This window comes from Nostoc sp., assembly GCF_036917535.1.
Lineage (GTDB): Bacteria > Cyanobacteriota > Cyanobacteriia > Cyanobacteriales > Nostocaceae > Nostoc.
Genome location: NZ_JBALDA010000042.1, coordinates 23681 through 37416 on the forward strand (window position 1 = coordinate 23681; position 13736 = coordinate 37416).

At 43.5% G+C, this 13736-nt stretch carries 9 protein-coding genes, 1 pseudogene and 1 riboswitch; of the genes and pseudogenes, 2 read left to right on the forward strand and 8 right to left on the reverse strand.

Annotated features, from left to right (window positions below):
- Positions 1–459: 459 nt before the first annotated feature.
- A riboswitch (cobalamin riboswitch) is annotated at positions 460–602 on the reverse strand.
- 222 nt (positions 603–824) lie between these two features.
- The 7 genes from V7K56_RS14130 to V7K56_RS14160 all read right to left on the reverse strand — a co-directional run bounded on the left by V7K56_RS14130 (position 825) and on the right by V7K56_RS14160 (position 12358).
- The gene (locus V7K56_RS14130) at positions 825–1319 is read right to left on the reverse strand and encodes an AMIN domain-containing protein (RefSeq protein WP_334911425.1); all 495 of its coding nucleotides are present in this window, start codon (positions 1317–1319) and stop codon (positions 825–827) included.
- A gap of 399 nt (positions 1320–1718) precedes the next feature.
- Entirely contained in the window at positions 1719–2411 is a 693-nt protein-coding gene (locus V7K56_RS14135; RefSeq protein WP_334911427.1) for an O-methyltransferase, read from the reverse strand.
- A gap of 11 nt (positions 2412–2422) precedes the next feature.
- The gene (locus V7K56_RS14140) at positions 2423–2701 is read right to left on the reverse strand and encodes a hypothetical protein (protein ID WP_334911429.1); all 279 of its coding nucleotides are present in this window, start codon (positions 2699–2701) and stop codon (positions 2423–2425) included.
- A gap of 214 nt (positions 2702–2915) precedes the next feature.
- On the reverse strand, positions 2916–5567 hold the full coding sequence (locus V7K56_RS14145) for a TonB-dependent siderophore receptor (protein ID WP_334911431.1): 2652 nt from the start codon (positions 5565–5567) through the stop codon (positions 2916–2918).
- 290 nt (positions 5568–5857) lie between these two features.
- Entirely contained in the window at positions 5858–8428 is a 2571-nt protein-coding gene (locus V7K56_RS14150; protein WP_334911433.1) for a TonB-dependent siderophore receptor, read from the reverse strand.
- A 32-nt stretch (positions 8429–8460) separates the two neighbouring features.
- Positions 8461–11121, reverse strand: coding sequence for a TonB-dependent siderophore receptor (locus tag V7K56_RS14155; protein WP_334911435.1), 2661 nt, complete (start codon positions 11119–11121; stop codon positions 8461–8463).
- Between the two features lie 226 nt (positions 11122–11347).
- Entirely contained in the window at positions 11348–12358 is a 1011-nt protein-coding gene (locus V7K56_RS14160; RefSeq protein ID WP_334911437.1) for an AraC family transcriptional regulator, read from the reverse strand.
- Between the two features lie 68 nt (positions 12359–12426).
- Here V7K56_RS14160 and V7K56_RS37095 point away from each other — a divergent pair, with 68 nt between their 5' ends.
- Positions 12427–12654, forward strand: coding sequence for a hypothetical protein (locus tag V7K56_RS37095; protein WP_442940041.1), 228 nt, complete (start codon positions 12427–12429; stop codon positions 12652–12654).
- 166 nt (positions 12655–12820) lie between these two features.
- Here V7K56_RS37095 and V7K56_RS14170 read toward each other — a convergent pair.
- A pseudogene (locus V7K56_RS14170) lies at positions 12821–12934 on the reverse strand (SAM-dependent methyltransferase); the annotation flags it as partial.
- 133 nt (positions 12935–13067) lie between these two features.
- On the opposite strand from V7K56_RS14170, the gene V7K56_RS14175 reads away from it, so the two are divergent.
- Complete coding sequence (locus V7K56_RS14175) at positions 13068–13268, forward strand: helix-turn-helix transcriptional regulator (protein ID WP_334911439.1); 201 nt, start codon at positions 13068–13070, stop codon at positions 13266–13268.
- The last annotated feature ends 468 nt before the right edge of the window (positions 13269–13736 follow it).

Sequence of the window (13736 nt, forward strand, 5' to 3'; positions counted from 1 at the left end):
GATCATTAATTTTGAATTTTGAATTTTGAATTCGGAGCGTACCCCTTTGGGGAAGCAAGCTACGCGCAGCGTCTCGTAGAGAAGCGACGTGACCCCAGCCCTAACGCCACCGTCAACAACAGCCAGATAATGTTCATTTAAAAACTTCCTTGAGTGTGGCAACCGCATCTATTAATAAAGGTAATGAAACACGAAACGTTTAATTTATTGGGCGTGAACATTAACCAAACAAATAAGCGTATCCATCTTTTTTGCGATCGCTCACGCTAAAGAAAATTAGCATAAGCGATGTCTACGACGGGCTACGCCTACGCAATTTTTACTCAAAATGAATCACCTACCATCTCATAGAAAGCCATAATCTGTAGCGTCTTGATATGTGTAGCTATGAGAATGTAAAGCTTAGTAGTTGTAGAAATGTTCATAAAAATACTTATCTGTGTCTCGCAGATATACAAAAGTTACAAGTCAACTTCGGCGGGCATTCTGACTCACAAGGCAAGCCTTGATTACAGCTGCGGGACAGCGCCGGATTCACACCGAACTTTCCCCGTTTCCTCTAATGGCTGTTCCCCATTAGAACCGAGATTCTTTTGCATATTAACACAACTGTGATTTATTTGCCTAAAAATAAATGGTTAATCTATACAGAATTCGTCATTTTTTCTTGAGTGCAAGTTTCATTCTTGACAAAAGTTTATTCAGTATTATAGCCATGCTGATTGTGTCAAGAACGCCCCTATTAAATCAGTAATTAAAACTAGCGATATCGACCAAAGGCTACACCTTTACTGTTGCTTGAACATCATCTTATCTCTCTTTTGTCACTTTCGGCAGAAAATAATCTGTAACCCTTGCCCAGAGAAAATTTTACCTATAGAGCCTTGTTTGGAGGTTTCTATTAGTTTGCGATCGCTAATCTTCTGACCAAATCTGAGTTTCATCATTTCGCCTCGATTTTTATTTCCCCAGAGTAACAAAAGAGGGAAAGTATTATTTGGTAGCACTAACACAGCATTGGGAATTACTGCAATTACAGAATTCCCTTGAGTGCGATTAGTGACTTGTAACTTTTTGCCCTCTTTTGTTTCCAGAATTACTTCAATTTCCGTCTCTGTTTTGTTGAGGCGCACGCCCGTTACTTGAATAGGCGACTGGGTATTAGAGGCTGGTGATTGAGCTAGAGCAGGTAATATTTTCTCTTCATTTCCCCTAATTTCCCCAGCCCATGCTGATTGTGTCAAGAACACTCCTAATAAACCAGCAATTAAAATTAGCGATCGCTCTGATGGGCTACGCCTAAGCTTTTGCTTGGACATGATCTCACACCACACTCAAATACATCACACTCAAGAAAAAACTCAGCTTTAATGAGAATTGTTCTTGAAAAGATGGAGCGTATTATATGGAGGCTTTAGTAATTGTGTCCATCCCAAAAAGGCACGATCATCGCCAAACGGACTTCTTACCCGACAAACATTCTCTGGGTGTAATCCCAGATTTACGCTTGAAGGTAGCGGCAAAGTGTGCAGGGTTTGAGTAGCCGACTAAAGAAATCAACTTCTGCTACAGTGTGTTGGCATTGCCCCCTGTGGGTATCGCCTTGTCGTAATCATTGTTCTGCTTTCTCGATGCGTTTATCAGTTAAATAACATTGAGAGATATTCAACAAGCCCCTCTGAAATAGATGAGATTGCTCTAATTGCCTCAGATGCAATTTATCTCACCTTCACTGAAAACTCGGTGCCGTCTTTTAGAGGCAACGTTGTTGATCTATAACCATTAACTGGGTCTTGCAAAAACTCAACGTAAGACTTCATATCATCTTTGAACGTCCCAATGTTATCAGACACGACAATTCCCCCCGGTCTCACGAACGGATCGACTAGCTTCAGCACATCGAGCGCTAGATGTGCCCAACCATCGATCAGCACCATATCGATGGTTTGATTTAAACATTTGAGAGTTTGCAAAGCATCTCCCTCACAAATTTCAACAAAAGTTTCCAACCCAGCATCAGCGATGTTCTTTCGGGCTTCCACTACTTTCTCAGGTACAATCTCGGTGCCAATCACAATGCCACCTCCGTTATCTCTAATGGCAGTTGCCAGATACAACGTGGAAATACCAAATGAGGTGCCATATTCTACGATCGCTTTGGCATTGATTGATCGGGCTAACAAATACAGAAAGTTTCCTTGATTTCGTTCAATCGAAAGGTATTTGTCGTTGTAAAAATCGAGTTTTGTTGTTTCCCATCGGATGCCTTTACTTGTGAATAATCTCGGTAGTTTTGGCAGGTAGTGCAACAGCAGTTGACCGAACTGGCGGTCGGCTTGGTGATGCAGCCGATCTAATATCGCTTCAATCGTTAGGTCGTTAAGAACACTTGCTCTAGAATATTTACGCATAATAGCCCCGATTATTTCATGGTGAATATGCCAGACTTTCCCACTTTTTCGTAATGTTCCAGTGCCGATTTGTACTTTCCGGCTTTGATTTGCTTGGCAACATCAGGATTGGCTAAAAGATAGATTTCTGAATTGAAACTTGTTGTTGGAGGTGTTTGCTGATTGGTTGAAACATTCGATGGCTCGGTGGTTGGAGCTGATTTATTCGCGGTCGGTGTGGAAGCAGGCTGACAGGCGGTGGCGATCGCGCCACTTACAACTAATAAAATCCAAAATAGCAACGGTTTCATGCAACTTTCCTTAATGGTTTACATCAAAATTGATCGCTCGGTAGAATGCAAGTGGCAAAAGCCGCTACACAGAAATACAGTTTTTTACGAAATTTGAGCATGGTTAGCATCCTTGTAAATTTGAGACAATAGTAAAAGTTAAAACTAGACACAAACAGAATCAATCACCGTTAAAGGTTCGCCAACTGGGATTGTGATTCGCACATTTAGGTTGTCAAAATTGAATGGAGAATGAACCAATTACAGCAAACGGATCGCCAGGGTAGTTTCTGGTTCGGCTGTTATCGGAGCTTTCGATGTAATCGATATCAAAGATATTTTTGAAGTTGAGACCAACTTGCCAGTTGTTGCGTCGATAGAAGACTGCGGCATTGGTAAGAAAGTAGCTGTCTAACACAAAGCTGTTAGCTAGATCGCCTTCTCGTTCTCCCACATAATTGAAGCCAACGCCAAATCCCAGACCTTGCAAACTTCCCTTTGGCAAGGTATAAGTTGTCCAGAGACTAGCACTGTTTTTCGGAGTGTTAAATAAACGATTGCCGACTGCAAACGTGTTGTCTTTCGTAATTTCTGCATCAGTGTAGGCGTAGTTCGCGATGATATTCCACCCCGGTAAAATTTCACCTGATACGTCTAATTCCACCCCCTGGCTTTGTTGCTCACCCGTGGCGATAGAAAACCCAAAGGGGTTGTTTGGATCGCTCGTTGCTACATTCTGTTTAGTGATGTTGAAGTACGCCAAAGTCGCAAATAACTTACCTCCAAGCAATTCGGCTTTCGTCCCCACTTCCCATCCTTCACCTTGCTCTGGTTTGAGCAGAGTACCAGTATTGCCATCTGCTGCATTGTTAGGCTTGAATGAGCGCGAGTAACTGGCGTAAACAGATAGCTCTGGGATGGGTTGATAGACAACGCCAAATCGAGGGGTCCAGGCATTCGGAGTTTGCGAAAGGTCAGGGAGGTTAGAGTCGAAACCGTACTGTCTGTAGATTCCTAATTGATCGAATAGGTCGTAGCGCAAACCTGCCAGTAGCTTGAGATTGTTGGCAATTGCAATTTGATCTTGCAGATAAATTCCCAGTTGATTGGTATAGTAGCTTGTGTCATTAAAGCGAAGTAAATCATTGCGATTTTGTCTGATCGCTTGTCCGTAGACTGGAGCGAAAACGTTGAGCGGAAACGGTCCGAAATCGACCCGAGTGTCAAGCTCAGTGTAGTTGTGGCTTAAGTCTATGCCAAATAGCAATGTGTGTTGAATTGAACCAGTAGCAAATTTACCCACTACGTTGGTTTGAAGTAAGTAGTCTTGCGCTCGTTGTTTGGAATTGATATAAGCTCGGTCAGCAATCCCTGTGGCTTCATCGAACGTAAGGATTGGAAAGAAAGTCTGGGTGTAGTCGAAGTTAATGTAACGAAACGAGTTACGTAACGTCCAGTTGTCGCTGAAGCGATGCTCCAGGTTGTAGCCGACTCGATATTGTTCTGATGTTTCGCGATCGTCGGGTTCGCTCAGGGTGCGATTAAATGGAATATCGAGGATGCGATCGCCTGCCGCCACCAACCCAGCATTGCTCGGTCGCTGGTTATGCAGGTACTCTACATTCACCGTTAGATCGGTTTGTTTATCAATTTCCCAGGTTAAGGTAGGCGCGACGAAGACACGCTCAAAGTTCGTATCGTAATTGAGAAAACTATCGATTCTCTGATAGGTGGCATTGAGTCGATACAGCAGGGTTTTGTCGGCATTGAGCGGACCGGAGAAGTCAATCGTTGGTCGCACCAAGTTATAGTTGCCAGCTTGCAGTCCAACTTCATAAAAGGGTTGAGATAACGGCTGTTTGGTGACCAAATTAATTAAACCGCCCGGTTCAATTTGCCCATACAGGATGGAAGTTGGACCTTTGAGCACTTCAATGTGTTCAAGATTACTCACGTCCGGAATATCTGAATCGAACTGCTGATACTGTTTGAAGCCATCTCGCAGGACGGGAGCATTCGCGAATCCTCGAATGGTGAAGCTAGGGGCTGCAAAGGCCGTCTCACCACCCTGGACACCACTGACGTTGCGGAGCGCTTCATCCAACCGGATAACTTGCTGGTCTTTGAGTACTTGTTGGGGAACCACCTGAATCGATTGGGGAATATCACGCAACGGCGTATCTGTCCTTGTCGCAGTTGTCGCATTAGGTACACTATACCCATCTTGCTCACCCGTCACTACTAACTCAATCGGCTGATCACCCTGTGCCGATGGTGGCTGACTTTGAGTAGAACTCTCTGGTTTCTGTGCTGATGGTGTTGGTAATGCTTGTGGTTTTTCTCCCTGCTGCGTAGCAGATGCCATAGCAAAAATCAAACCTTGATCACTATCATACAACTCAATAGTTGGTAAACTCGTTTCACCTACCACCGTTACCCGGATAGTATTGCTATCAAAATTAATTACACTTATTTGGGTAATACCCGTCAAGGGTTTTTCCGAGCGAAACGTAAAACCCTCGCCACTAGGTAAACGCAGTTGGGCATTGGGAATATCAGCAATAAAATTATTACCAGCACTGCGATTAGTAACTTGTAATTGTTCCCCAACAGTTGTTTGTAAAATCAACTCTAAACCAATAGTAGTAGGATTTGCTTTGACTCCTGTGATTTGCACAACCTCAACAGATGGGGTTGGTTGCGGTGTTGACGATTGCCAAAGCAACCCACTATTATTAACTGGGAATTGAATATCTGTTGTTGATTCTTTACCCTTTGTTTTCACCTGTGCCAAAACAGGCTCACTCACCACAAAGCTGAAAATATATCCGATTAAGCTTGCAACTAACAACAAGCGCATTTTGGGCAAACAAATCCGACCTTTCATGTCACTCCTCTCACACTAATAAACGATAGACACTTTGGTTTTCTCAACTTTCTGTGATGGTGAAACGATCCCTTTGTTGAAAAAAGGAGATTTGGGGGATCTAAACATTAACCAAACACTGTTAGGTCATGTTTGCCCTGACTTATTGAATATAATTATTAATTTCGTTCGGTAAGGCTAAGTATAGAGAAGTGTTAATGGTCGAGTCTACCCCAAAACGGCATGATCATCGCAAAACGGACTTCTTACCCAACAAATATTGACTGGGTGTAATCCCAAATTTCCGCTCATCAAAAACTCACCGAAATTGAGCCGATTACTGTAAATGGTTCACCAACCTGAATTCTAGTTCTACCGACAGCGCCAGGTTCATAGTCAGTATTGAAAATATTTTTCAAGTTAACAGCCAAGCGCCAATTGTCGCGTCGGTAAAAAATAGCAGCATTTGTGAGGAAGTAACTGTCTAACTCAAAGCTGTTTGCTATATCGCCTTGGCGTTTGCCAACGTAGTTAAATCCAACTCCTAAACCTAAGCCTCGTAAATTACCATTGGGGATTTCATAGGTTGTCCAGAGACTGGCGCTATGTTCAGGAGTATTAGGCAAGAGGTTACCTATAGGAGTAGTATTGTCTTGGGTGATTTTAGCATCAATGTAAGAATAAGAAGCAAAAACATTCCATCCGGGAAGAATTTTCCCAGTCAAATCGAATTCAACACCGCGACTGTTTTGCTCACCTGTAGCAACGGAGGCAAATGGAAAGTTCGGATCGGCTGTAGCAACATTTTGTTTAGTGATATCAAAGTATGCCAATGTTGCAAACAGAGAACCTTTAAGTAATTCGGCTTTGGCACCAATTTCATAGCCTTCGCCCTTTTCAGGCTTTAAAGCATCACCACTCACTGTCGTGGCTGTGTTGGGAACGAAGGAGCGCGAATAGCTAGCGTAGAGAGAAAGTTCTGGGATCGGTTGATACACAAGTCCCAAACGTGGGGTAAAAGCATCATCATTTTGAGTTGTATCACTAGCTGGACCGAAGAAACCCGCCGCTGCTTGGGTTCGCGCCTTTATAGTTTCATAGCGAATTCCTGCCAGTAATTTTAAATTATCCACCAAAGCAATTTGATCTTGCAGATAGATTCCCAATCGATCTGTATTGATTTTGGAATCATAAATTACTGGTAGATCGTTGAAATTAGGTCTGGGAACCAGTCCATAAACTGGGTTAAAGAGATCCAAAGGCAATGGTGTACTTAGATCGAGTGGTTGGATATATCTTTCATCAGTGCGGCTCAAATCAACGCCAAACAACAGCGTATGCTTCACTGAACCTGTAGCAAACTTGCCGATGATATTAGTTTGTAGCGAGTAGTCTTGAAAATTATAATCACCTCCACCATAAAAGCGGTCAAATATGTTCGTTGCTTCATTCAATGATGAAAGACCAAAAGCAAACTCTTGAAAGAGATTTCTAGATGTAAATCGAAAGGCATTCTGCAATTTCCAGTTGTCAGTAAAACGATGCTCGAAATTATATCCAATGTTAAAGATTGTATTCTTGTTCAAATCTCCTGGCTCACCCGTAATTAAATCGCGGGGAGTACGCAGCACCCGATTTCCAGAAGCAACACGACCAAGATCGGCTGGTTTTTTATCATTCAAATAGTCTAGTTGAATGGTTAAATCGGTGCGATCGCTAATTTTCCAAGTCAACGTGGGAGCAACAAACGCCCTGTGTAAATTAGTGTCAAAATTCCGAAATCCATGATCATTTGAGACTAAAGCATTCAAGCGGTAGAGCAGTTTGCCATCAGCAGTCAAAGGGCCAGAAAAATCAATCCGAGGACGAAACAAATCCCGACTGCCAATTTGCAGTTCTGCGGCGTAAAACGGTGTAGACAATGGCTTTTTCGCCACCGTATTAATCACACCACCTGGTTGAATCTGACCATACAGAATGGAAGCTGGACCTTTTAGAACTTCGATACGTTCCAGGTTTGCTGGTTCTGGAAAAGCCTGAATGCCCAAAAAACTATTTTGCCGAAAACCATCCTGGAGAACTGGAGTGTTGTTAAAGCCGCGAACGCCGACTTGTTCATAGCCTTCCCCACTACTGTTAAGTGTCACACCACTAACATTTTGTAGTGCTTCTCCTAGTCGTATAACTTGCTGGTCTTCAATTACTTGTCGGGGAACCACCTGAATTGATTGGGGAATATCACGCAACGGTGTATCTGTCCTTGTCGCCGTTGTCGCATTAGGAACACTATAGCTATCTTGCTCACCCGTCACTACCAACTCAATCGGCTCATCACTCTGCGCTGATGGTTCTGGCTTGGTTTGGGCTTCTGGTGTTGGTGTCGCAGATGCAACAGGTGTCAACCCAAAAATCAAGCCTTCGTCACTATCAAACAACTCAACTTTTGGTACACCCGCTTCACCTGTCACTGTCAGACGAATGGTATTAGGATTAACCTGATTTACTATAATTGCAGTAATTCCCGCAAAAGGCTGTTCTTGTTGAAAACTACTTTTATTTGGTAGCACCAACACAGTATTAAGAATTTCTGCAATCACAGAATTACCCTCAGTGCGATTAGTTATTTTTAACTTTTCGCGCTCTTTAGTTTGCAAAATCACCTCAATCCCCGCCTTTGTTTTGTTGAGGCGAACACCTGTTACTTGAATAGGCGACTGAGTATTAAAAGCTGGTGATTGAGCCACCGCAGGTAATATTTTCTCTTCATTTACTCTAATTTCTCCAGCCCTTGCTGATTGTGTAAAAAACGCCCCTAATAAACCAGCAATTAAAATTAGCGATATCTCTGATGGGCTACGCCTACGCTTTTGTTTGGACATCATCTCACACCACGCTCAAATAAGTCTTTCAATCGTTAAAACTGTACGGAAACAGAGCCAATCACCGTAAAAGGTTCACCAGGTTCGATTCCATTGGCTCGACCAGTGCTTGCTGTTCTGATGTAGTCAACATCAAACAAGTTTTTGAAATTCACAGCGAATCGCAGGTTGTCTCGCTGGTAAAAAATGGCAGCATTGGGCACGAAATAGCTATCCACTCGAAAGCTATTAGGCAAGCCGCCTTGGCGCTCACCGACGTAGTTAAAACCAATGCCAAAACCCAAGCCCTTGAGATTCCCACTTTGGAGTTGATAAGTTGTCCACAAACCCGCACTATGGAAAGGAATACCCGGTAATTGGCTACCAACCAGAGCTGAGTCCGTATCGTCTGTCACCCTGGCATTGATATAGGCGTAGTTGGCGATCGCCTTCCATCCCGGCAGGATTTCGCCAGTAATGTCTAGCTCAACCCCATTGCTCTGCTGCTTTCCTGTCGCAATGGAGAACAAGGGATTATTCGGGTCGGTCGCTGCCACGTTGCGCTTGGTGATATCGAAATAGGCTAGGGTGGCAAACAGTTTGCTGTTGAGCAGATCGGTTTTCACCCCCACTTCGTAACCTTCTCCCCGCTCTGGTTCCAACGGAGTGCCACTCACTGTTGTTGCTGAGTTTGGCGTAAAGGATTGGGAATAGCTAGCGTAGAGAGAGAGTTCTTTGATCGGTTGATAAACAATGCCAACGCGGGGGGTTACGGCATCATTATCTTGAGTCGATTCCCCAGCACTAGAAAAAAGTGCCGCTGCGGTTGTGCTTTTTTGAGTAATAGTGTCGTAGCGCAGACCCGCCAACACAATTAGGTTCTTTAGTAAATAAAACTGATCTTGTAGATAAATCCCCAGGCGATTGTCGTTTTCTTGTGTACCACTTACAAGTGGAAACGTTTCGACGTTAGGTTTGGGGGTATACACTGGGTTAAAAATGTCGAGAGGAACGAGCGTAAAAAAGTCCCCATAACCATTAAGAGATTGGTCACTGTGGTTGAAATCGACCCCGAATAGGAATGTATGCTTGACCGCTCCGGTATTAAACTTGCCCTGCACATTCGTTTGCAAAGAATAAGAGCGCTCTGTTGAGTCTTGAGTAGCAAAGACTCGATTCTCGATACCTGTTGTGTCATCTATGCTTAAAGGCACCGCAGCCACGTTGTAGTTGTAGCTGCTATAGATGTAGCGAAAGGTATTGCGGATCTTCCAACTATCGCTAAATCGGTGCTCGAAGCTGTAACCTGTAGTGAGGTATTCATTGGTAATGTTATCGTCTGGATCGTTGATAACGCGGTTGTAAGGAATGGGTGCTACTCTATTTCCCAGGGCAGGGAGACCTTGATCTGCTGGACCTTTGTCATGGATATAGTCTAGAGAAACACTGAGATCGGTGTTTTGATCAATCTTCCAACTCAGTGCGGGTGCAATGAAGAAGCGATCGCGATCTGTGGTGAAGTCCCGGAAGCTTGTCGAGTGTTGGTACAACCCGTTGAGCCGATAGAGCAGACTACCATCAGTTGTGAGTGGACCAGAGATATCGAAGCGGGGGCGAACAAGCTCCTGGCTACCGATTTGCAGTTCTGTTTCATAAAAAGGCTGGCTGAGGGGTTGTTTGGAAACTAGGTTAATTAATCCACCTGGTTGAATGTCTCCGTACAAAATAGAAGCTGGACCCTTAAGCACTTCAACACGCTCTAAACTACCAACTTCTGAAAATCCTTGGTAAAAGCTGTAGGTTCTAAAGCCATCCCGCAGAACGGGAGTAGGACTGAAAGGACTACCAAATCCGCGAATTGAGAACACTTCGCCACGACCTTGAGTATTTCCCCGGAAAGTTACACTACTGACATTTTGTAGTGCTTCTTCCAGTCGCGTGACCTGCTGGTCTTTAATCACCTGCTGGGAAACCACCTGAATTGATTGAGGGATGTCACGCAAGGGGGTGTCTGTTCTTGTTGCCGTTGTCGCATTTGTCACACTATAGCTATCTTGCTCACCTGTCACCACCAACTCAATCGGCTGATCACCCTGTGTTGATGGTGGCTGACTTTGAGTTTCACTCTCTGGTTTCTGTGCTGATGGCGTTGGTGATGCTTGTGGTTGTTCTCCCTGCTGTGTAGCAGATGCCACAGCAAAAATCAAACCTTCATCGCTATCATACAACTCAATAGTCGGTAAACTCGCTTCACCTACCACCGTTACCCGGATAGTCTGATTGTCAAAGTTGATAACACTTATCTGAGTAATACCCGTTAAGGGTTTTTCTAAGCGAAACGTAAAACCCTCGCCACTAGGTAAACGCAGTTGGGCATTGGGAATATCAGCAATAAAATTATTACTAGCACTGCGATTAGTAACTTGTAATTGTTCCCCAACAGTTGTTTGTAAAATCAACTCTAAACCAATAGTAGTAGGATTTGCTTTGACTCCTGTGATTTGCACAACCTCAACAGATGGGGTTGGTTGCGGTGTTGACGATTGCCAAAGCAACCCACTATTATTAACTGGGAATTGAATATCTGTTGTTGATTCTTTACCCTTTGTTTTCACCTGTGCCAAAACAGGCTCACTCACCACAAAGCTGAAAATATATCCGATTAAGCTTGCAACTAACAACAAGCGCATTTTGGGCAAACAAATCCGACCTTTCATGTCACTCCTCTCACACTAATAAACGATAGACACTTTGGTTTTCTCAACTTTCTGTGATGGTGAAACGATCCCTTTGTTGAAAAAAGGAGATTTGGGGGATCTAAACATTAACCAAACACTGTTAGGTCATGTTTGCCCTGACTTATTGAATATAATTATTAATTTCGTTCGGTAAGGCTAAGTATAGAGAAGTGTTAATGGTCGAGTCTACCCCAAAACGGCATGATCATCGCAAAACGGACTTCTTACCCAACAAACATTGACTGGGTGTAATCCCAAATTTCCGTTTGAAAGTAGCGGCAAAGTGTGCAGGGTTTGAGTAGCCGACTAAATTTGCCACTTCTGCGACAGTGTATTGGCATTGTCCGTTGTAGGTGTTGCCTCGTAACCATTGTTCTGCTTTCTCCATGCGTTTATCAGTTAAATAACCAAATACTGTTGTGCCAAATAACTCTTTAAATCCGCGTCGGAGAGTGCGATCGCTTACTCCTACTTGCTGTGCTAATTTCAATAATGATGGTGGATTTTCTAGACAGAAAAGTAAAATTTCTCTAGCGTGATGAATCCGAGAAATGGTGTTTGCCTGAAGTCGCGGCGATGGTTGCAATCCGCTCTGCTCTATTAAAATGGGAGCCAGCTGTAAACCTATCAATTCCATTACCTTTCCCTGCAAATAAATCCGCTTTATTATTCCTTGGTAAGGACAGTTGATAATTTGTTGTGCTACTCCCTGTATTGCTGGTGTGGTTCTTGGGTAAAGTAATGTTTGCCAGTCATCACCCTTGACTAAAAAATCCAACTCCAGAGGCATATTCCCATCCTCAGTAGGGAAAAAATTTCTTAATAATTCAGGAGCCATCTCGATGTTCACACCTATAAGTCGTTCAGATTCCTGGATAGTCATTTTTCGTTGAACACCGCTACCAGAAATGAGTGTATATCCTTCTCCAACCTTTCCACCGTTTTCATCTACTGCTTTTCCTGAAAGGTAAACCGCGAATTGCAATGGGTGATCCCAAGTAGGGAATTTAGTTACTATATGGTCGTCGTACTCATAGTCAATAATTGCTAGCCTGAAATTAGGATGTAATTCGATACCTTGTATCTGTCCCTTACCAAGTTGCCTGGGTAATTGAGAGTAAAAATCAAGTTCTTGTGACGGAAAATTATGGCGACTGTTTTGGATAGATTCATCCCAAAGTTCTTGTGACTCTTTGAGCGTAAGGATGATGGTCATAGCTGGCAACTGCTAGATATCTGCAAATTAATGCTAATAGCATCAATTTTACCGTGACAGACTAACTCTTGAATACAGATGCAAATAACCCTGTTGAATTTCATTTCAATCGCTACCTAACCAAGCTTGAAGGAGTTCCCTTAGCAAAGTTGGTGTTTATCAATTCTGTACTCCCGTTCGCCCACACAGCGCGGAACATTCCAAATCAGCACAGCCCTGCACCAAACTCCAAACGCATCAGCAAAAACGTCAGCATCTCGCGCAGAGATTTAATGAAACCAGATAGTGGGACTTAGGCAAAAAACACCGATAAAATGACCTCAAACGTATATCTCAAAGGGTTTTGACATTGTTTTGCTTGGTTTGTTAATATATCTGGGTTTCAGGCGTTTTCGAACATTTGGTGTATTTCCCTTACCCCGCAAGGGTTTGAGGTTTATTTATTCCTCAAAAATGTTTAAGTCCCGATAGACCAAAACGCACCAATCCCTGTGGTCGAACCACCCCTTGCCAGATGGGATCTAACTAAGAAGGAAGGGTTTCTTGCGTCCAGTCAGCCGTAATTACATTTCCTTCGGAAGTTTCACCTTGAGGCGCTCGGCTTCGGATTTGCCGATACGGCAGTGCTAACCTTCACCTACGGCTGGTTACAACTGGTCGGGTTTCCTCAGATAAGCTGGATTTGGGTGTGGTCAGCATGGCGATATCGATGAATAATAAGCTGCGCGTGCTGCGGGCTGAGCGCAAATGGTCGCAAGCGGATTTAGCCGAGCGCGTGGAGGTGTCGCGGCAAACTATCAATGCCATTGAGACAGGCAAATATGATCCGAGTCTGTTGCTAGCGTTCAAAATTGCCCGCCTTTTCGAGATGCCGATTGAGGAGGTATTCTTTCCCGATAACCAGGAATAACAGCGTGCAGCGAATCCCGGCCTTTGCAAGGGGAGGGTCAAAACTCCCATGAAATTGTCCCCTGCACCGTCAACGGATCGCCATAAGAAACTCGATACCTATTGACAGAATTTTCAAAATAATCCACATCAAATAGATTGCGAAAATTAAGGGCAGCGCGAAACCTGTTGGCCTGTAAAAAATTGAGGCATGAGATTTTGTACAATCTGCGATCGCAGATACTTATGTCACACAGTGCCAATATCTTTAAAATGATTAATACCTACTTCACATAATAGAAAAAGTGAATCTCTACGCTTCATCTGAAAGATAAAAGCGTAGGATACCTATAGGGTTTACTCAAAACTGCTAGGAAATTGTGCCTTGGATTGTCAGGGGGTCGTCAGGTATAATTCTCACTAACTTAAACCAGATGAATACGACCCAAAGTTGTAAGCTTGTGGAAAATCTTGGCTGATAAATGGCTCT